Annotated in this window: 18 protein-coding genes and 1 pseudogene; 15 read left to right on the forward strand and 4 right to left on the reverse strand. The window is 42.6% G+C overall.

The features are described from left to right. Window positions 1-213: 213 nt before the first annotated feature. A complete protein-coding gene (locus LW728_RS11675) occupies window positions 214-1,218 on the reverse strand; it encodes a glycoside hydrolase family 10-like protein (RefSeq protein WP_012268243.1) in 1,005 nt (334 codons plus the stop codon). Window positions 1,219-1,414: 196 nt separating this feature from the next. Then, entirely contained in the window at window positions 1,415-1,849 is a 435-nt protein-coding gene (locus LW728_RS11680; RefSeq protein ID WP_287766746.1) for a peroxiredoxin, read from the reverse strand. Window positions 1,850-2,087: 238 nt separating this feature from the next. On the opposite strand from LW728_RS11680, the gene LW728_RS11685 reads away from it, so the two are divergent. The 3 genes from LW728_RS11685 (at window position 2,088) to pta (ending at window position 6,567) form a co-directional block, all read left to right on the forward strand. Further along, window positions 2,088-3,884, forward strand: a complete 1,797-nt coding sequence (locus tag LW728_RS11685) for an N-acetylmuramoyl-L-alanine amidase family protein (RefSeq protein ID WP_287766747.1) — start codon at window positions 2,088-2,090, stop codon at window positions 3,882-3,884. Continuing rightward, entirely contained in the window at window positions 3,848-4,114 is a 267-nt protein-coding gene (locus LW728_RS11690) for a hypothetical protein (RefSeq protein WP_287668684.1), read from the forward strand. Before LW728_RS11685 ends, LW728_RS11690 begins: the two co-directional genes overlap by 37 nt. 356 nt (window positions 4,115-4,470) lie before the next feature. Further along, window positions 4,471-6,567: a phosphate acetyltransferase gene (gene pta, locus LW728_RS11695; protein WP_287766748.1), complete on the forward strand. Its 2,097-nt coding sequence runs from the start codon at window positions 4,471-4,473 to the stop codon at window positions 6,565-6,567. A gap of 235 nt (window positions 6,568-6,802) precedes the next feature. On the opposite strand, the pseudogene LW728_RS11700 reads toward pta, so the two are convergent. After that, a pseudogene (locus LW728_RS11700) lies at window positions 6,803-7,009 on the reverse strand (IS200/IS605 family transposase); the annotation flags it as partial. A 168-nt stretch (window positions 7,010-7,177) separates the two neighbouring features. Between LW728_RS11700 and LW728_RS11705 the strand changes: the two are divergent. Both LW728_RS11705 and LW728_RS11710 read left to right on the forward strand, forming a co-directional pair. Next, window positions 7,178-8,392, forward strand: a complete 1,215-nt coding sequence (locus LW728_RS11705) for an RNA-guided endonuclease InsQ/TnpB family protein (protein WP_287662886.1) — start codon at window positions 7,178-7,180, stop codon at window positions 8,390-8,392. A 129-nt stretch (window positions 8,393-8,521) separates the two neighbouring features. Continuing rightward, window positions 8,522-10,390, forward strand: coding sequence for a cation:proton antiporter (locus LW728_RS11710; protein WP_287766749.1), 1,869 nt, complete (start codon window positions 8,522-8,524; stop codon window positions 10,388-10,390). Between the two features lie 17 nt (window positions 10,391-10,407). On the opposite strand, the gene LW728_RS11715 is transcribed toward LW728_RS11710, so the two are convergent. Next, window positions 10,408-11,271 (reverse strand): hypothetical protein, encoded by an 864-nt coding sequence (locus LW728_RS11715; RefSeq protein WP_130758384.1) that lies wholly within the window; start codon window positions 11,269-11,271, stop codon window positions 10,408-10,410. A 70-nt stretch (window positions 11,272-11,341) separates the two neighbouring features. On the opposite strand from LW728_RS11715, the gene LW728_RS11720 reads away from it, so the two are divergent. The 10 genes from LW728_RS11720 (at window position 11,342) to LW728_RS11765 (ending at window position 21,275) form a co-directional block, all read left to right on the forward strand. Continuing rightward, window positions 11,342-11,875, forward strand: coding sequence for a hypothetical protein (locus tag LW728_RS11720; protein ID WP_287766750.1), 534 nt, complete (start codon window positions 11,342-11,344; stop codon window positions 11,873-11,875). Between the two features lie 406 nt (window positions 11,876-12,281). Then, window positions 12,282-12,650, forward strand: coding sequence for a GxxExxY protein (locus tag LW728_RS11725; RefSeq protein ID WP_002755507.1), 369 nt, complete (start codon window positions 12,282-12,284; stop codon window positions 12,648-12,650). Window positions 12,651-13,217: 567 nt separating this feature from the next. Continuing rightward, window positions 13,218-16,136 carry a CHAT domain-containing protein gene (locus LW728_RS11730; RefSeq protein WP_287766751.1) on the forward strand — a complete coding sequence of 973 codons (2,919 nt, stop codon included), beginning with the start codon at window positions 13,218-13,220 and terminating at the stop codon, window positions 16,134-16,136. A 119-nt stretch (window positions 16,137-16,255) separates the two neighbouring features. After that, window positions 16,256-16,510, forward strand: a complete 255-nt coding sequence (locus tag LW728_RS11735; protein ID WP_159294608.1) for a hypothetical protein — start codon at window positions 16,256-16,258, stop codon at window positions 16,508-16,510. Continuing rightward, window positions 16,503-16,805, forward strand: a complete 303-nt coding sequence (locus tag LW728_RS11740) for a DUF3181 family protein (RefSeq protein WP_287766752.1) — start codon at window positions 16,503-16,505, stop codon at window positions 16,803-16,805. Before LW728_RS11735 ends, LW728_RS11740 begins: the two co-directional genes overlap by 8 nt. A gap of 223 nt (window positions 16,806-17,028) precedes the next feature. Beyond that, a complete protein-coding gene (gene ald / locus LW728_RS11745) occupies window positions 17,029-18,114 on the forward strand; it encodes an alanine dehydrogenase (protein WP_287766753.1) in 1,086 nt (361 codons plus the stop codon). Window positions 18,115-18,275: 161 nt separating this feature from the next. After that, on the forward strand, window positions 18,276-19,292 hold the full coding sequence (dcm, locus tag LW728_RS11750) for a DNA (cytosine-5-)-methyltransferase (protein ID WP_287670647.1): 1,017 nt from the start codon (window positions 18,276-18,278) through the stop codon (window positions 19,290-19,292). 12 nt (window positions 19,293-19,304) lie between these two features. Further along, window positions 19,305-20,147 (forward strand): BsaWI family type II restriction enzyme, encoded by an 843-nt coding sequence (locus LW728_RS11755; RefSeq protein WP_287670645.1) that lies wholly within the window; start codon window positions 19,305-19,307, stop codon window positions 20,145-20,147. Window positions 20,148-20,321: 174 nt separating this feature from the next. Beyond that, window positions 20,322-20,648 carry an HNH endonuclease gene (locus LW728_RS11760; protein WP_287766773.1) on the forward strand — a complete coding sequence of 109 codons (327 nt, stop codon included), beginning with the start codon at window positions 20,322-20,324 and terminating at the stop codon, window positions 20,646-20,648. Between the two features lie 366 nt (window positions 20,649-21,014). Continuing rightward, entirely contained in the window at window positions 21,015-21,275 is a 261-nt protein-coding gene (locus LW728_RS11765) for a hypothetical protein (RefSeq protein WP_002801831.1), read from the forward strand. Window positions 21,276-21,283: the final 8 nt, after the last annotated feature.

Raw genomic sequence — 21,283 nt, forward strand, 5'->3', positions numbered from 1 at the left:
AAAAAAAGAATTAGATTCGGAGAATGAATCAGCCCCAGTATTAAGGGGGAATTGGCACCCTCCTTATCAAGGGGGGCAGGGTAGGGTTGATTCATGAATCAACCCTACTATGAATCAACCCTAGAAGGCAGGGGGAGATCGAAGGCAAAATCTATCTTCTATGTAATTAGAACCACTTACTTAGAACAGCCTTAATTATACTAGCCTTTTCACTTAAAACCGAGGAATATGATTAAAAAGATGACGCATGACCACAAACTCCCAACAAAATAACGAATAGCCATAACCCTGCTGCTCCACCGTCCTCACCTGAGCTTGTAAACCCTTTAAGGAAAAATCAGGATTCCAACCCGCATATAAACCCACCCCCACCGGCACATACCGGGAAGCTGTCGCCAGTCCCGATCCCGAAAGACTTGCCGCCACCTGATTGGGAGTTTTCCGATAGATCTGTAAGACCACCTCATCCACAATCCCTTGACGCACCCAAGCCAACCAATTTTGATTATATTTATTCACCGCAAAAGAGTGAGGATTAGGCGAAAGACTCACCACCAACTTGGGATTAATCGCCTTGACATGATCATGTAACTTGCGGGTTAAATTCGTTAAAGCTTGACTTTTATTACCAAAAACACGCGGAACTGCCCAATGATCATCTAACTGAATCCCCGCCAAATCTTTTTCTTTTAAAATATCTTCCATATTCCCCAAAAGATAGGCTTGTACCTGCGGATTCGCCGGATCTAACCAGACATTGGTTTCCACCACCGTCTTCCCTGCGGGCGTTTTTAATAGCCAATCCGGATGCTTTTTGGCAATGGGATCCTTAGGCGATAACATCAAACCATACTCAAACCAAGCAAATGGCTTCAAACCCTGCCGTAAAGACTCCTTAACCGCTGCCCTCCAGGGATTGCTCAACGGCGGCACAAACAACCAATTCGTCGGACGTTGGGAAGTCGGATAAAGCGTTCCCCTAAACCCATAAACACTAAAATACACCCGGTCATAACCCGATCGCGAAAGATGATTTAACACCTCGTCTAAGGACGTAGTGTGATGTAACAATATCGTGCCAATATTGGTTAACCAAACCCCCTTCATCTGCTCATTTTCCACTGCCTTTCGGGGAGCCGCTCGGTGAGTAACCAACAACAAAAAAGCCACTCCAGCAACAATCCCAAACCTCTTTAGGTACTTGCTAAACTTAACCATGATTGCCGATTAATCCCACCAAGATATTTGATAATAGTATTATTTTAGTCCGATTTTTGATATTCAGTTCATCATCAGCAGGCCCTATTTAGTCATACTAAATCTGGTTATTAAAAACTGATTATCAGTGAACTAAAAAATAGATATCGGGTGTATTAGGCCCCCCTAACACACCCAGAAAAGATTTTAGGAAAAATTAACCGACGACGCAGAGAATATCCGATGCGTGACTAGCGGTATTCACTTTGTCATCCATATAGCTAATTTTGCCTTCTGCATCGATGATATAGGTGACGCGCTTAGAATAGCCACCCCCATCGACATCATAAGCTTTGGTGATAGCACCATCGGTATCTACGAGCAATTGGAAGGGTAAACTGTATTTTTCTTTAAATTGTGCATGGGAACCTTGGTCATCCCTGCTCACCCCGAAGACTACTATTTCCTTGTCTTGGTATTGTTCGTAGTTATCCCGGAAGCTTTGCGCTTGCTTGGTGCAGCCGGGGGTATCATCTTTGGGATAGAAGTATAAAACTACGACTTTACCTTGAAAATTCGACAGGGAAACGGTTTTTCCAGTATCGTCGGTGGTGGTAAAGTTCGGTGCGATTGTTCCAACGGTTAAAGCCATAACTCCGATTCCTTTACAAAAGTTAATCTATATCGATCATAAGGGATGAGGGTCACAAACAGGGTGTGGGAATTATGAATTATGAATTGGGGAATGGGGAGAGGGGAGAGGGGAGAAGAAGTCAGAGCATTTGTACTGAATTTCCTGATCAGTTTAAATACAGTACAGCTTAGAAGACGAACAACAAACCTTTAGAATTTGTCTTAGGATAATATTTGTCAGCTAAGAGGGGGATAATATGGGGCTATTCTGGTTAAAGGTGAGAACTTTTGGGCAAAATATCTTAATCGGTTTAGTTTTAGTGCTATTAATCGGTTTTTATGACAGCATCAGCGCCAAATCTACCTCATTAATGATTGTTTATCCCCCCGATAATCATCAAACCACGGCCTCGAAAATCTTTTTTATTGGTTCTGCTCCTCCATCGGGTCAAGTTTTGCTCAATAATCAACCGATTCAACGCAGTGCTAAAGGATATTTTGCCCCTAGTTTTCCCCTAGAAGTTGGCGAAAATAATTTCACTATTCGCTATCAAAACCAAACTATTAATCGTCAAATAATTCGTCTAGATACTCAAGCAATTATTCCCCAAGAATTAGCTTTTGCTGATAACTCTCTCAGTCCTTCTGTCAATAAGACGAGGTTAGTGGGGGAATGGATTTGTTTTAGTGCGATTGCCACTCCCCAAGCTCAGGTTTCTGTGCAGTTAGGAGATAAAATCTTACCTCTTTTACCCCAAACTCACACTACAAAACTGCCTAGTAATGCCGCAGTTTTAACTAATCTTAATCAAGCGAATTCCGAGGATAAAACTGGTTACTATCGAGGTTGTCAGCAGTTTAAGCAAGAGGCTAACTTAGGAAAACCTATTTTTACAGCACAATTAAATAATCGCTCTATTAGCCAACAAGGTCAAGGAGAAATTAACATTATTAGCGATCAAAATTTACCAGTGATTGAAATTATAGCGGTCCAAGGGGTAGCACGCACGGGGCCGGGTAGTGATTATTCCCGTTTAACTCCTTTACCCCAAGGCACGAAAGCGAGAGTCACTGGGAAAGAAGGGGATTGGTTACGGTTAGATTATGGTGGTTGGATTTTAGAGCGAGAAACCCGTTTAATAGTTAATGAAGTCCTAGATAATGCTAATATTCGTGGTCTCTCTTCTCGCAGTATCAATCAAGCAACGGAAATTATTTTCCCCCTCTCCCATCCTGTACCCATCGCCGTGGCACAAGAAGATGATAAATTTATTTTGACTCTTTATAATACCATTGCCCAAACCGATACAATTTTTCTAGTGGATAATCCTTTAGTAAGACGTTTAGATTGGCGACAAATCAACCCGACCACGATAGAATACACTTTTAATCTTAATCAAAAACAACAGTGGGGTTATAGTCTTCGTTACCAGGGGACAAATTTAATCTTAACCCTGCGTCATCCCCCGGAAAAAAGTGATAATTTACAGGGCAAAGTTATTTTATTAGATCCAGGACATGGAGGTAAAGAAACCGGCGCTGTCGGTCCGACGGGTTACACAGAAAAAGAGATTAATTTGCTTATGTCTAAATTAATTAAACAGGAATTAGAAAAATTGGGGGCAACAGTTTATTTAACCAGAGAAACGGACATTTATCTATCCCTACCGGCACGAGTAGAGATGATTAATAATCTGCAACCAACCCTAGCAATATCGGTTCACTATAATGCTTTGCCTGATGATGGAGATGCCTTAAATACTCAAGGAATCGGCATATTTTGGTATCATCCCCAGGCAGCGGATCTATCGGTTTTTCTCCACGATTATTTAACCAAAAATCTTAGTCGTCCTTCCTATGGGGTATTTTGGAATAATTTAGCTTTAACTCGTCCCTATAGTAGTCCTTCATTGTTATTAGAGTTAGGATTTATGAGTAATCCTCAAGAATTTGAATGGATTACCGATACTCAGGCACAAAAACAATTAGCGCAAGTTTTAGCCGCCGGAATTAGCCAATGGTTTCAACAATCTGGGGTAATTGCTTCCAGTTAAGATTTAATGGCAATCCGAGGGAGATAAGCTTAAATCTTTGTGAAAAAACAAGCCTTAGCTGGAAAGCCGGTGATAGGATTTTCTGGAGTCTTTATCTTAATCTGAGGAAATTAAATCAAGTTCATGGAAAAAATGTTACCAGTGAACAGCAATCAGACAAAATAACTGCTAGATTACAAGGTATAGTCCATCACTCCCTAGTAGATATTCAAACAGCGATCGCTCTGTGAGAAAAATCTCTGGATTAGCCAACAACTGAAGATAGTTTACCTGAAAATTTCCCAACAATTCACGCCCTTATAGACAACTTGCTCGCAGCCCCCCTTATTAAGGGGGGATTAAGGGGGGATCAAAACCACCTTATTAAGGGGGGATTAAGGGGGGATCAAAACCACCTTATTAAGGGGGGATCAAGGTGGGATCAAAACCACCTTATTAAGGGGGGATTAAGGGGGGATCAAAACCACCTTATTAAGGGGGGATCAAAACCACCTTATTAAGGGGGGATTAAGGGGGGATCAATCGCTCACCTCAAGGTTGGGGTGGCCCAATTAAATCCCACTCCTGTTATTATTCTTCTCTACCTATGACTAACTCTTTATATATCAGCACGACGGCAACGGGAAGCGGTAAAGCGTTAGTCGCTTTAGGAATTATTGACTTAATTCTCCGCAAAACTAATAAAGTTGCTTTTTTCCAGCCAATTGTTCTCGACTGCTCCGAAGGTCATCGGGACGAAGACATTGACTTAATCCTCAATTATTTTAAATTAGAACAAACCTACGAAGAAGCCTTCGGTTTATGTTACGAAGAAGTTAAGGATTTATTGGTACAACAAAAATTTGATGAAATCATCGAAAGAATTATCAAAAAGTTTAAAAACTTAGAAAAAAAATATGATTTTATCCTCTGTGAAGGTTCCGATTATCTGCAAGAAAATTCCGCCTTTGAATTTGAACTAAATACAGAAATTGCCAAAAATCTCGGCCATCCCATCTTAATATTAGGTAATGCCCACAATCGCAGTATCGAAGATGCCCTTAGTCCGATCCTGATTTCCTGCGACACCTACCAAGATAAAGGTTGTACGGTGATTGGGATTATTATCAATCAAGCTGAAGAGGAAAAAATAGAGGAATTACGGAAAACCCTGACTAAAATTTTTCCCCCCCAAGAATATGCCCTAGGAGTGATTCCCCACAATGCCAAACTGAGCAGCCCGCGAGTGGCAGAAATCGCCCAACAATTACAGGCAAAAGTTCTCTACGGACAGCAGAGATTAGACAGTTTAGCTAGTAACTTTCTGGTGGTGGCCATGCAGATGCAAAATGCCCTAGAGCGGCTAAAAGAAGATAGCTTAATTATCACGCCTTGGGATCGCGGCGATGTGATTATCGGGATGTTACAGGCCCACCAATCGGCCAATTATCCCCAATTAGCCGGTATAGTCTTAACAGCAGGTCATAAACTCAATCCTTCGATCGCCCGTTTAATTGACGGTTTGCCCGATCCCTTACCGATTCTCTCCGTCACCACCGATACCTACACTACGGCCGAACGCATCCACCAAGTGCGAACCACCCTGACCTCGACGGACTACGATAAAATTAACCTCAGTCTGCAGCTTTTTCACAGTAACATCAATCTTGATCGCCTAGAAGCGCAAATTCGCACTTTGCGGACCCAGGGGATTACCCCGAAGATGTTCACCTATAATCTCGTACAACAGGCCAAAGCGCAAAAACGTCACATCGTTTTGGCCGAAGGGACCGAACCGCGCATCCTCCAGGCAGCCACAGTTTTAATCGAACAGGATATCGTCGATTTAACCCTTTTGGGACAACCGGACGAGATCGCAATGGTGATTAAAAAACATGGTATCACTCTCGATCTCGATCGCCTGCAAATTATTGACCCCGTGGCTAGTCCCCATTTTGAAAGCTATGTGCAGACCCTCTACGAAGCGAGAAAAGCCAAGGGAATGAATCTGGATATGGCCCGGGATTATGCACAGGATGTCTCCTATTTTGGCACTTTAATGGTGTATCAGGGCGATGCTGATGGTATGGTATCGGGGGCAGTGCATACCACTCAACACACGATTCGGCCTGCACTCCAGATTATCAAAACTAAGCCCGATTGTGCGATCGTCTCCTCGGTCTTTTTTATGTGTCTAGAGGATCGAGTCTTGGTTTATGGGGATTGTGCGGTCAATCCCGACCCTAGTGCCGAGGAATTAGCCGAAATCGCCCTATCTTCTGCCGAAACCGCCCAAAAATTCGGAATAGAGCCGCGAATCGCCCTGCTTTCCTATTCTTCGGGTCAATCGGGCCAGGGAGAAGACGTGGAAAAAGTACGACGAGCGACCAAAATCGCTAGGGAAAAACGCCCCGATTTGAAGCTAGAAGGGCCGATTCAGTACGATGCGGCCGTGGATAAGGAAGTAGCTGCCCAAAAAATGCCGGGGTCAGAGGTAGCGGGCCAAGCGACGGTGTTTATTTTTCCTGACCTGAATACAGGGAATAATACTTATAAAGCCGTGCAGCGGGAAACAAAAGCTTTAGCGATTGGTCCAATCCTACAGGGATTAAAAAAACCCGTCAATGATCTCAGTCGCGGTTGTACCGTTCCCGATATTATCAATACGGTGGTAATCACGGCCATTCAATCCCAATCTTTTTGAGTTATCAGTTAGAAAACGGGTTTCTCAAAAAAACCCTTTTTCTGGAATATGCTTATACCATTTCTCTAAATGAAAACTACACATCGAATTTAAGTCACCCTTTTTAAGGGGGATTTAGGGGGATTAAACTTCTGTAGTCAGACTTTGGAGAATTGGTATTATTTCCTCCCGACCGGGCCAGAGCGGGAATCAAAACTATCTCAATGGAGCGAGATGAATCGCGACCAGAATAAAACTAACGCGGTAGCGTTTCCACTTTCGGGGAGTTTTGGTTCTCGACGTATTTTTTTAGTTGTTCGACAGTAACGTCGCCACAACTAGCCACGAAATAAGCTCCCGTCCAAAAATAGGGTTTGTTGTCGAAATACTCGGCCGCCAAATACGGAAATTCTTGTCTAATTAAGCGACTACTAACTGTTTTAAGGTTAGCGATTAGTTTGGTCCATGATTGTAATTATAGCGTTTCCTGTTCGCAAGAGATACATTATCGATGGTGAAAAGCTTAATTAGCAAAGGTTAAACTGTGCCACACAGGTGTGAGAACCGCTATAGTTGATATCCTAGGCAGTAAGTGTTATAATTTAACTATACATCACGCTCACGAAAGACAGTGATAACGCTTACCTACCAGTACAAACTAAAGGTAAACAGACAACAGGAACAGGAGATAATCCACATTCTTGATGTTTGCAAAAGCGTTTATAATTACGCTCTTTCAGAACGGAAAGATTGGTTAAACTCTCGAAAGTGTCTTGCGGATCACTGTTCGCTAGTTTCCGAGTACATAATTCCTGCGGATGAACCCTATCCTAATTACTTCGTTCAAGCTAAAAATCTAACGGAAGCTAAAAAAGTTTACCCGATATTAAAGACGGTTAACGCTCAAGTTTTACAGCAAGTCTTAAAAACTTTAGATAAGGCGTTTAACCAGATGAAATCGAAAGGCTTCGGCTTTCCTAGATTTAAGAAAAAGATGCGGAGTTTTGTTTTTCCTGCGCTGTCAAAAAGCTTTCTAGGTGACGAATACTTAAATTTTCCACAATTGGGAAAAATTAGAATCAGGCAATCTAGAGAATACCCGTCTGGGTTCGAGCCTAAACAAGCTCGAATTATCCAAAAAGCGTCGGGATTTTACGTTTCGGTTTCCTTCCAATCTACGGAATTAGTTCCCGATATGACAGTGGGGAAAACCTGTTTAGGAATTGACGCGGGGATTGAGAGTTTTGTTGCTACTTCACGGGGAGATTTAATCAAAGCCCCTCGATTTTTGTTGAAAGTACAGAGTAAGCTTAAATTGCTACAAAGACGCTTGAAACGGAAAACTAAAGGCTCTAGCAATTGGTTAAAACTTCAGGAGAAGATAGCAAGATTACATGAAAAAGTGTCTAATACTCGTAGAGATTGGCACTTTAAGTTAGCTCATTACCTTTGTGATCTTGCTGATAATATCTTTGTCGAAGATATTAACTTCATTTCCTGGTCTAGAGGGATCGTTAGAAAACAATCTCTGGATTCGGGCATCGGTAGTTTTATTAACGAGATACTACCGTTTGTCGCTTGGAAACGGGGGAAATATTATCTTAAGGTCGATAAAAACGGAACTTCCCAGGAGTGTCCGAATTGTGGCGCGATTACTGGCAAAAAGTCGTTATCAGAAAGAGTTCACCGGTGTGATTCTTGCGGCCACATTGAACCGAGAGACACGGCATCAGCGAAGGTAATCGAGAACCGAGGAAAAAACGCGGTCGGACTGACCGTGTTAGAAAACGCTCGCGGAGGCGATTTGACGGGGATCGACTGGGTTAAACCAGGTCGATCTAGTTAAAAACCTATGAACCGAGAATCTCCCGCTACACCGCGCGAGCGGTTAGCGGGGGAGAGTCAAAATTAGAATGATTAAACCCCAACCATAACCCCGCCTCGATAACCGATAGCCGATAACCGATCGCTAAACATGGATCCATCTTTCGCCCTTACCCTGCAAATTGTCATCACTGTGGTGGCGGGGATTACAGCCCAAGTCATTGCCGAATACCTGAAAGTTCCCAGTATTGTCTTCCTGCTCATTTTTGGGATTGCTTTAGGGTCCGATGGTTGGGAAATTCTACAGCCCCAAAGTCTGGGAATTGGCTTAGAAGTCCTTGTTGCTCTCTCTGTGGCGATTATCCTATTTGAAGGCGGTTTAAGCCTAAGCGGACGGGAATTAGGGCGAGTTTCTGGCAGTTTACGCAACCTTGTCACCCTCGGTACTTCCATCACTCTCATCGGTGGCGGTATGGCAGCCCACTGGTTGGGGGAATTTCCCTGGCCGATCGCTTTTCTTTACGCTTCTTTAGTGGTGGTAACTGGTCCGACAGTGATCGGGCCTTTGCTGAAGCAAGTAGCCGTAGATCGGCGGGTGGCGACGCTTTTGGAAGGGGAAGGGGTATTAATCGACCCTGTGGGCGCAATTTTAGCCGTAGTGGTGCTAAATACGATTATTGATAGTCATGCCCGCCCCATGGAAATTATCACCGGTTTAACCCTGCGTTTAGGCATCGGGGCGGCGATCGGCATTGCTGGAGGAGGATTGTTAAGTTTTATTATAAAAACTTGCAATTTTCTGACTTTTGAGTTAAAGAACCTCGTGGTTTTAGCGGGAGTCTGGGGATTATTTGGTTTATCGCAATTTAGTCGCAGTGAATCGGGGTTAATGGCGGTGGTAATGGCGGGAATTGTCCTAAAAGCGGCGGCAGTTCCCGATGAGCGGTTATTAAGGCGTTTTAAGGGTCAATTAACCACTCTTTGCGTGTCGGTACTGTTTATTTTACTAGCGGCGGATCTTTCGATCGCCAGTGTCATCGCTTTGGGTTGGGGCAGCGTCCTGACGGTGTTAGTCTTGATGCTGGTGGTGCGTCCCCTGAGTGTGGCTCTGTGTACCCTAAAAAGTGATCTAAATTGGCGACATAAGTTATTTATCGCTTGGGTTGCCCCTAGGGGAATCGTTTCCGCCTCTGTAGCTTCTTTATTTGCCATTTTACTCACCCGTGCCGGTATTAATGGCGGTGAAGCGATCAAAGCTTTAGTCTTTTTAACAATTTTAATGACCGTTTTTATTCAGGGATTAACGGCGCGGTGGGTGGCAAAAGGGCTAAAAATCACTTCTTCTGCGGCAACAGGAGCAGTAATCGTCGGTTGTAATCCTCTAGGTCGCTTAATCGGCTGTTTATTCCAAGAACAAGGGGAAAACGTGGTTTTAATCGATACGGATGCCAGGGCCTGTCAGCAAGCAAAAGAAGAGGGTTTGACGGTGCTGCAGAGTAGCGGACTTGATACAAAAATACTGCAAGAAGCCGGCATCGAATCCATGGGGACTTTTCTGGTTTTGACTAATAATAGCGAGGTTAATCTGGTTTTAGCCCAAAGAGCCGGGGAGGAGTTTCATCCTCCCCGGTTGTTGGCTGCCTTTGCGGGAACCCCTAACCCAGATAAAAATAAGGTTAATCAGGTTTTTCTCCCTAGTTTTTCGGTCAAGGAATGGAATCAGTATTTAGACGATAATCAGATTAAATTGGGTAAAACTATCTTTAAAGGCAATGATTTGAGCGAACAACAGACCAGATTAACTAAATTAATCGAAAATGGCGAACTGCTGCCCCTACTATTGCGTCGCGATAATTCCCTACAGGTAGTAACAGAAAGGGAAGAATGGCGCACCGGAGACGAATTAATCTATATTCTGCGTGATTTACGCCCGCAACTGCTTAAACGTCTTTCCGGCACTGTCAGAACCCGTTTATCTTTAGAAATCTTACCCGAAGTGGAAATCGCCACCAGTAGATAACTTGAGACTGTTCTATACTATTTAGTGGATTTAACGGGTTCAGGGCTTAAAATAAGCAACTGCCGACCGACGTTAGATTTAGCGACACCTAGCAGTACGGGATGTTCAGTTTTGGGGGCATCTTGGGGTAAAGCACGAAAAAGGTACAGCCATCCCCCTCTTTCCAGTAATAATCGCCAGACGCGATCTTGCTCCGTATCGGTTAGGTTGCGCTGTTGAATAATGCGGGCTAAATTAGGATCACCAATGAGACTCTGCTGATCTTCGGGCGTTAGGGCTTCAAAAAGGGGCTGATTGGGATCAAGATCCCCTGCTTCTTTACCTAAAATGAGCAGTTCCTTGGCACTAATCAGGGTGACAACGGGGAGAGTAGAAGTGGGATTCACCGCATCTCGACGGGCATCCTTTAAACCTTGATCCCGGGCAAGATGGAAGATGAGTAAGAGAATCCAACTCAGGAGAATCAGTTCCGAAGCGAGAGGAAGGGTTAACTGACGCTGAAAGCGGGGACGAGGAGCATAGGGTATTTTTCGGCGATTGCGTTGGTTTTGTCTTTTCAGTTGCCAATTTTTCAGTCTAGTGAGCCACTGTTGATATTGCCAGTGAAGGAAAGCAAGACAAAGGGTGGAAAGCTGAAAAAGTATAGGAATCAGAAGGGCAATAATCAGGGTGTTAGCAATACTTTGAGGCGTACCAAAGAAGACTTGAAGAGGGAGTAATAAGAAGGATTCAACCGGAAAATCGAGGCTGGTGATACCTAGTTGGTAATAGGCAAAGTATGCCCAACGATAGACCCAACCCGTATAGTACAATCCCGCACCAATGAGACCGGCGGCACTGGCAAGATTGAGGAGAATCGTCGGGGGAGAAGGAGTCGTCACAGGGGGCTACTAACGCTAAAAAAGAACGCTAAAATTAAAGTTATTATAGATGATCATTGTAGGGCGAGTTATGGTCAGACGTTTAGAAATTTTATCCGGTATAGCTTTAGTTTTTTTGGGATTTTTGACTGTTTCTAGTATCGCTCAAGCACCCACCCTCGAAGCGGCTTTACCACGATTAGCAAATATTACGTTACACAATGGCAGAGATTATAAGGGGGTGACGTTAACTCGGTTCGATCGCCCTCAGCGTCAGATTTCTTTTAAGCAAGGGGGTAAGGAGTTTAATCTACCCATTGCCCAAGTGACACAATTAACCTTAGAGGGAGAAACCATCATCAGTATTCCCGAAAACCCGATAATTGTGATTCAGGGAGAGGACAAGCGATGTGGTTCGGTTTATGCTCTACCGCGCCGTTTTGAGCATTTGAGTTTGGTGGAAAAGCAAAAGCGTAAGCAGGTAGAGATTAACTTATCAGATTTGCCTCCAGAGATGCAAAGAGAGTTAACTCAGAAAGGGGCTTATGGTTATGTGTTGAAACAGTTAGAATTTGCTAATGGCGAGTTAAAAGCGGCAGGAGTGGTGCGTTGTCGGGCAAATTAATCACCAAAATTATGTCAATAAAAATCAGTATCAGGATGTTTAGGATTAAGGGATTAACAGGATTAGGTGACTTGTGAAGAGTCTATAATTAAAGGATAAAAAGACTATAATATCCATCCTGAAAATCCTCCAATCCTCAAAATCCTGATACTGGCATTGAGGATTAAGGGATTAACAGGATTAGGTGACTTGTGAAGAGTCTATAATTAAAGGATAAAAAGACTATAATATCTATCCTGAAAATCCTCCAATCCTCAAAATCCTGATACTGGCATTGAGGATTAAGGGATTAACAGGATTAGGTGACTTGTGAAGAGTCTATAATTAAAGGATGCAGGGAATAGGACACCCACCCCCAACCCTATCCTGAAAATCCTCCAATCCTCAAAATCCTGATACTGGCATTATGGAATTAGACGAAATCACCTATAAAATTATTGGTTGTTGTATGAAAATCCATCGAACACTGGGGAATGGGTTTCAAGAAGTCATCTATCAAAGATGTCTCGATATTGAATTAGGAAAAACAGGATTAACCTTTGAAAGAGAAAAAGAACAACTTATCTTTTATGAAGGAATACAAGTCGGAACAAGACGCGCCGATTTTACCGTAGAAGGAAAAGTCATTGTCGAATTAAAAGCAGTAATTCGCCTAGAAAATGTCCATCTTGCACAAGCAAAAAATTACGTCGTTGCTTATAATTTTCCTGTTGGTTTATTAATCAACTTTGGCGCAACCAGTTTAGAATACAAAAAGATATTTAATAATAGATAACAAATATCAGTATCAGGATTTAGAGGATTAAGGGATTAACAAGATTAGGTTATTGGCAAGGAGTACATAATTAAAGGATCATAAAGAATATTATATCTATCCTGAAAATCCTCAAATCCTCAAAATCCTGATACTGGCATTGAGAATTAAGGGATTAACAGGATTAAGTTATTGGCAAGGAGTAGATAATTAAAGGATCATAAAGAATATTATATCTATCCTGAAAATCCTCAAATCCCCTCAATCCTGAGATCAGGATTTTTAGGATTAAGGGATTAACAGGATTAGGTGACTTGTGAAGAGTCTATAATTAAAAGATGCAGGGAATAGGACACCCACCCTCAACCCCATCCTGAAAATCCTCCAATCCTCAAAATCCTGATACTGGCATTGAGGATTAAGGGATTAACAGGATTAGGTTATTGGCAAGGAGTAGATAATTAAAAGATACAGGGAATAGGACACCCACCCTCAACCCCATCCTGAAAATCCTCCAATCCTCAAAATCCTGATACTGGCATTATTGAGATAATATAAAGAATCATTTGAGTCTGGCGAGGGGAAGCAATGAAGACAGGTTTAGGGATATTACTCAGTCTAGGGCTAGTCGTAACAGCGCCGCATTTGACGGTTATGGCCTCCCCCCTATTGGTGCAGACGGATTTACGTCAAGAAGCAGATCGATTACTTCAAGAAGCATTTGAATTGTTCCAGTCGGGAACATTAGAAGGCTATCAGGGGGCATTAGGGAAGTACCAACAGGCGTTAAAGCTTTATCAGCAACTCGACAGTAAATTAGAGCAAGCATTAGTCCTCACCAGTTTAGGGCGTATCTATGATGATTTAGGAGAAAAGCAAAAAGCTTTAGATTTCTACCAACAGGCTTTACCCTTAAGACGGGCGGTGGGCGATCGCAGGGGCGAAGCCGTTACTCTCAATAATATTGGTGCTGTCTATTCTGCTTTAGGGGAGAAACAGAAGGCATTAGACTACTACCAACAGGCTTTACCCATACTTCAGTCGGTGGGCAATCGCGCAGTGGAAGCCACTACTCTCAATAATATTGGTCTTGTCTATTCAGATTTAGGGGAAAAGCAAAAAGCATTGGACTACTTGCAACAGGCTTTACCCCTATGGCGGGCGGTGGGTGATCGCTCTGGGGAAGCCATTACCCTCACTGGTATCGGTCTTATCTATGACAATTTAGGAGAAAAGCAAAAAGCTTTGGACTGCTACCAACAGTCCTTAACCCTATCACGGGCAGTGGGGGATCGCTCTGGGGAAGCCGTTACTCTCAGTAATATTGGTGCTGTCTATGATGATTTAGGAGAAAAGCAAAAAGCTTTAGATTTCTACCAACAGGCTTTACCCTTAAGACGGGCGGTGGGTGATCGCTCCGGGGAAGCCACTACTCTCAGTAATATTGGTGCTGTCTATGATGCTTTAGGGGAAAAACAGAAAGCATTAGACTACTACCAACAGGCTTTACACTTAGACCGTGCCGTGGGTGATCGCTCCGGGGAAGCCACTACTCTCAGTAATATTGGTCTTGTCTATTCTGATTTAGGGGAGAAACAGAAGGCATTAGACTACTACCAACAGGCTTTACCCTTAAGACAGAAGGCATTAGACTACTACCAACAGGCTTTACCCTTAAGACGGGCGGTGGGCGATCGCTCTGGGGAAGCGATTACCCTCAATAATATTGGTCGTGTCTATGATGCTTTAGGGGAGAAACAGAAGGCTTTAGACAACTACCAACAGGCTTTACCCATAATGCGGGCGGTGGGCAATCGCACGGGGGAAGCCGTTACTCTCAATAATATTGGTTTTGTCTATGATGATTTAGGGGAGAAACAGAAGGCTTTAGACTACTACCAACAGTCCTTACCCTTATCACGGGCGGTGGGCGATCGCGCGGGGGAAGCCAATACCCTCAATAATATTGGTTTTGTCTATCGAGATCAAGGAAAACCAGAAGTGGCGATTAACTCTTGGGAACAATCCGCTAATCTGATTCTGGATCTACGGCGGGGGGTTAGCCGTTCCTTGCGGGCAACCTTCCTAGAAAGTCAGCAAGGGACAAGCATTGCCCTAGTGGATCTGCTCATTCGCCAGAATTCCCCTCAGAAAGCTTTTGAATGGGCAAATCTCAGCACCACTTTTGACCTTGTGGATTACGATCGCCTTGCGGGAACGGAAGGACAAGTCAAAAATCCCGTCGCCAATCAAGCTTATCAGGAGTGGAAAGCACAGGCACGGCAACTGGAAGCCCGGCGCCAAGAATTACAAACCAACTTCAGCGACACCCTCTCCCGACAAGTCCGGCAACAAGAAGCCGCCCTCAGCGAACAAGCGGAAATCCTTGTGGAAAAATACCCCGAATTAGCCGATTTACTGGAAATTACCCCCACCGACCTCGCCCAACTGCAAGCCAATCTACCTGCTAATACCACCCTCCTCCAACCCGTCCTACTCACAGGCAGAAATAACGTTGAACATACCGTTGCCCTCTTTATCCTTACTCGTACCACCCTTAAGGTTCAGCAAGTTCCCGTCCCTAAAGATCTTAATGAGCGTCTGCAACGCTACGCCAGCCAACTGGAAAGCGACCTAGAAATCGTCGATCGCGCCCTCAGTTCCCAACTCTATGACCTGCTGATTCGTCCCATTGAAGCCCAAATTGCCCCGAATCAAACCCTGGCCATCATTGCCACGGGTGCTTTGCAAAGAATCTCCTTTGAAACCCTCTACGACAGCCAAACCCAACAGTATCTCCTGCAAAAATATCCCATTCACTACCTCACCCGTCTGAGTAAAGTGCAGCCCCAACCCACGCCGAAAGTCAATAATCCTAGTGTCCTCGTCTTTGCTAATCCCCGTCCTACCCAAGTCGAATTAATCGGGACAGAAGCCCAAGCCGACTTTCTGCAAAAAACCTATGCCAACAGCCAAATCTACAAACACCAACAAGCCACCCTCGACGCCTTTTTAAGCCAATCGCCTCGGTTTCCTATTCTGCACTTAGGCACTCATGGTTGTTTCCGTCCAGAGGGGTGTCCTAGCCTAGGCATGAAACCGAATACCCTGCTGTTTGCCAACAAGAGAGAGTATGAACTCAAAGATGCCGTGAAACTGGGACTGCAAAACACCGAACTGATTACTATTGGCGCTTGTGAAACGGCGCGGGAAGTGGATGGAGTCGGTTTGGCGGGTTTGGCCTACGTTTGGGAAAGAGCGGGGGCGAAAACCACCCTCGCCAGTCTTTGGAATGCCACCGATTTTGTGCAATATTCCCAACAAAACAGCCCAGAATTGCCCACGGCGGCGATTTTAAATCAATTTTATACTAATTTACAACAGGGCATGACCAAAGCGGAAGCCCTCCGTCAAGCAAAACTCGCCCATATTGACCTTCATCCTTTCTTTTGGGCGGCGTTTATCCTGATTGGAGATGGTCAAGAGTTGGGAGCAAATGGCAGGTAGCGGGGAGCAGGGGGATCGCCACCCCCCTTACCAAGGGGGGCAGGGGGGATCAAAGACAAAATCTATTGGCTAAAAAAACGGTACACTGATAATTGATAACTGATCACTGATCACTGCTTATGCCTCCTCGTTGGCCCCGTCAACCCGATCGCAAAAACGATCCCGCTTTCCGACGTTTAGATGATCGCATGAATTTCGCCGTTCATGTAGCGGCTTTTTTAGCGATTAATTCAGGGTTGTGGTTTTTTCATATCATTAAATTCTCCGATTGGACTTGGTTAAATCTGTTCACGGGAATTTGGGCTATTCTATTGGTGGGACATTTGATTTATATAGCGGCGATCGCTAACTACTCGGTAACATCCCATGGCTAACACAACTCAGGACATCGAAAATCTGGCGGCCCAAATCGGCGACAATATCTACATTGACGTGGCTAAATGGCATCTCTATCTCCGGGAAGCACATTTACACAGCGTCGTTGCCGAAAAAGTCTTCCCTTTGCTCGAAAACAACAGCTTAAGCGAGAATGCAGTCATGTCTATCCTGCGGGAGATTAAAGTCACCCTCGGAGGAGGTCATCTGCAAGTTTCTCTAGCGGATTTGTTACCCAGCAAATGTCAGATAGATTTAATCGATTTGCTAGAAGAATACCAAAAAAGTTTCTAGAATTCCCCAATAGTATGCCCGATAACTCGCAACTATAGGGTTGGCTGAATAAATCTAAAAACATTGTCCGATAAGTACTGGCCTTTGGAGTGATCCGGGGGAAAATTCAGGGACTTTTCCCCTGAAAATGGCTAAAACCCCACACCCCACACCCCACACCCTACCCCCACCGAAAAACTTTTTCAGCATACCCTAGTTAGAAATAGTCCCCCAGAAGCAAACTATGGAAATAGGTGTTCCCAAAGAGATTAAAGATCAGGAGTTTCGCGTCGGTTTGAGTCCTAGTAGTGTGCGTGTACTCAATGATCGCGGTCATAGGGTATTTGTGGAAACGGCCGCCGGATTGGGTGCTGGATTCAGCAATGAGGATTACCAAAAAGCTGGGGCCAAAATTGTGGAAAAAGCGGCACAAGTTTGGGATAAATCGCTAGTTGTTAAGGTAAAAGAGCCGCTTAAGGCAGAATACGGTTTTTTAAACAAGGAAGCTCTCCTTTTCACCTATTTACACCTAGCGGCCGAGCGCTATTTAACGGAAGCATTAATCGAGTCGGGAACAACTGCGATCGCTTATGAAACGGTCGAGCTTGCCGATGGTCGCTTGCCTCTCTTAACTCCCATGAGTGTTATTGCCGGTCGTCTTTCGGTACAATTTGGGGCCCGCTATCTGGAAAAACAACAGGGAGGTAGGGGAGTTTTACTGGGGGGTTTCCCCGGGGTGAGTCCTGGACAAGTGGTTATCCTTGGCGGTGGTGTGGTGGGTACGGAAGCGGCCAGAATTGCCATCGGTATGGGGGCAAAAGTAACTATTTTAGATATTAACGTCGAGCGCTTGGCCTATTTAGAGACTTTATTCGGTTCCAGGGTAGAATTGCTTTATAGTAGCTCGGCACAATTAGAAAATGTGGTTCCTAAGGCCGATTTATTGATTGGGGCAGTGCTAGTCTTAGGAAAACGAGCGCCTACGCTGGTTTCTCGCTCTTTAGTCGCCAAAATGAACCCTGGTTCTGTAATTGTCGATGTGGCAGTGGACCAAGGGGGCTGCGTGGAAACCCTGCGGGCCACTTCCCACAGTCAACCGACTTACCTGGAGTCGGGAGTAGTACATTATGGAGTGCCTAATATGCCAGGAGCAGTCCCCTGGACGGCAACCCAAGCTTTAAATAATAGTACCCTACCCTACGTTATTAAATTAGCCGACCATGGGTTAAAAGCCTTGGATCAAGATGTTTCCCTCGCTAAGGGGTTAAATGTCGCCAATTATAGGTTAATTCATCCAGCAGTGCGCGAAGTTTTTCCCGATTTGATTTGAATGTCAAAAAGGTGCGACTGAATTATTTTGGGCTGCTAGGAAAATCAGTCGTATCTATCTTAACAATTAAAACAGGATTAAGGTGGTTAATTCACTTGTACTTTATATATCTTGTTGGTTATAATCAGGGAATATCATCCCTAGGAAAATATTAAGGTAAAATGGTCAAATTTATCGATTTATTTGCCGGCATTGGAGGCTTTAGAATAGCTTTTGAAAATCTGGGTTGTCAGTGTGTTTTTTCATCGGAGTGGAATAAATTTTCTCGAAAAACCTACGAAGCCAATTTTAACGATAGTCCCGAAGGAGATATTACTTTAATTCCCGCTTTAACAATACCAGATCATGATATATTGACGGCTGGGTTTCCCTGTCAGCCTTTTAGCATAGCTGGAGTAACTAAACACAATGCGTTAGGTACTCGCCATGGATTTGATCATCCCACTCAAGGAACACTTTTTTTCGAGGTTGTCAGAATTATTCGAGAAAAAAGACCGAAAGCATTCATTTTAGAAAATGTCAAAAATTTACAGAGTCATGACAAGGGTAAAACATTTGAAGTGATTAGAAATACCCTATCAGAGGATTTAAATTATCATATTTATTATCAGGTCATAGATGCTCGTTCTCTTGTTCCCCAGAACAGAAAAAGAATTTTTATAGTGGGGTTTGAGAAACCTAGCCGATTTATGTTTCCAGAAATACCAGATATTCATCCTAAAATTAAAGATATTCTTGAAGGGGAAGTTGATAGTAAATATACTTTAACAGATCATCTCTGGGATTACTTACAGAAGTATGCTGATAAACATAAAGAAAAAGGGAATGGTTTCGGTTATGGATTGGTTAATTTAGAGGGAATTGCCAGAACTTTGAGTGCTAGATATTATAAAGATGGTTCCGAAATTTTGATCCCTCAACAGGGAAAAAATCCCCGTCGTCTAACACCAAGAGAATGTGCAAGATTGATGGGATTTCCTGAAAAATTCATTATTCCTGTATCTGATAATCAAGCTTATAAACAGTTTGGTAATGCGGTTGTACCTCCTGTAGTAGAGGCAATAGGAAGGGAGATATTGCTAAGTCTGAATAATCCTATTTTAGATCAGAAAAATTTGCTTGATTCATCTCGCAAAAATCCAATTATCAAACAATTAGAACTTGCCCTAGTTTTTTAGTCCTAAAGATTTATGAGTGATATCTATAGCTTTAATGTTCAGGAAAATGAATTAATCGAGACAATTAAGAATGCTTATTATATGCAACCGGTGATCTCGAAAATAGACGCTATTTTAGCAATTCAAGATGTAGAGATATATCAAAATGCTTTCAATTATCTCTATGAAGTTATTCAAGGCTCAAAAGATGAAGTAGAAAAAATTATTAAACAAAGAAAGCTTCAGGGATTGATAAAAGATGAAAAACAAACTGCCAAAGCTGTGGTAGGAAACATATTTCCCTATGCGGTTATCTATATTTTTCTCAAAAATAAGGAGATCAAGAATATTGATCAACGTATTTATATAACTAATAAAAAATCTGCTGTTCGAGGATTTGAAAATATATCCACTATTAAATTGGGTGATGGAGAACAACAAAAACCAGATTGTGATTTGATCATTTATTCTTACCATACTTCTGCAAATATAAGTGATGGTAATAATCAAGAAATACCCTATCCTAAATGTATAATTTTATCGTTAAAAACTTCTTTGCGAGAAAGAGCATCGCAAACCTATAAATGGAAACTTTTGTTAGAAATAGCTAATGATCATGGTTCTAAAATTAAGGAAAAATACGGCATTAACTATAATGTTCCAGAAATTCCTCTTATCTGTTTTGTTACAGTTAATTTTTACAACGAAATTAACAATCCTCAACAACGAGGAATGTTAAAATTTTTTGATAAAGCATTTTTGGCCAAAAAATTAGATAATGAAAAAGAGACGGATTTAAATAGACAAAAATCCCAAGATTTTATTAGTCCCTTATCAGAGTTAGTAGATTTTGTTAGAGACTTTTTTAAACTGTAAAGTCAGGAAAAATTACACATTATTTTAGGAGTTATCAACGAACAGCAAGAGGATTTTACTAGACTTGATTTTTCGGAAAAGATCAAAACAGAAACCGAGGCAATCAGAAAAGTTAGAATCGGACAAAACTTTTTTAGAAAGACAATTTTAGCCCTATATAACTATCGTTGCTGTATTACAGGAAATCCCATTCCTCTGTTATTAACAGCTAGTCATATATTACCCTGGAGTCAATTTCCTGAACAGCGTTTAAACCCTCATAATGGCCTGTGCCTAGCTCGTACTCATGATACTGCTTTCGATCGAGGTTTAATTAGTTTCGATGAGGATTTAAGATTAATTATTGGCCATGAGATCGAAAAAAAGGCTCAGGATCAAGGTAGTGAGACGTTAGAACTAAATTTTATCAACTATCGCGGTAAAACTTTAAATGTTCCTGATCGCTTCTCACCAGATTTAGATTTTTTAAACTATCATCGCTATCATATATTTCATGGCTAAAAATAGGATAAGGTAAATTAAATTCTCAATTACATTACTTTGTTTATAATTGAGTTTGTCTAAAACATTTTTGCAATTATGGAATTTAATGACTATCCTGTTCTCGTCAGCTTGTATGTAAAGTTTTATGTACGGATTCAACATTTCTGACCTAGGCGGTTATCTATATTTTTCTCAAAAATAGGAAATCATACTAAATCCGTTGAGTATAGGCTACATATCAGGAGAGGGAATAGGCACTCATGCAATAGGCAAAAGTGGCAATAAATAATCAGTCTTTAATAACCAGATTTAGGATTAAGATAAAATTATTGTACTATCAACGGATATCGCTTAAAAAAACTTACTCACAGGGATTTTACCAAAATGTCTAACGAAACCGTTACTTATAGTCTTGAATCCATCCTTAAGGAAATAAAAGACAGCATCAAGGATGTTAACCAGAAATTTGACAGCCTACAGAAGAATCTTAACCAGAAATTTGACAAAATCGACGAACGGCTAACTAAACTAGAGGTGGGACAGGCAAAACTAACTGAGAAAGTCGATGGGATGGATAGAAGACTAGAAAAGGTGGAAGGAACCCAAAAAAATCAAGTTTGGACGTCAATTATTCTTTTAGGATAGGCCATCGG

The sequence above is a fragment of the Microcystis sp. 49638_E5 genome, from assembly GCF_021300285.1.
Classification (GTDB): domain Bacteria; phylum Cyanobacteriota; class Cyanobacteriia; order Cyanobacteriales; family Microcystaceae; genus Microcystis; species Microcystis aeruginosa_C.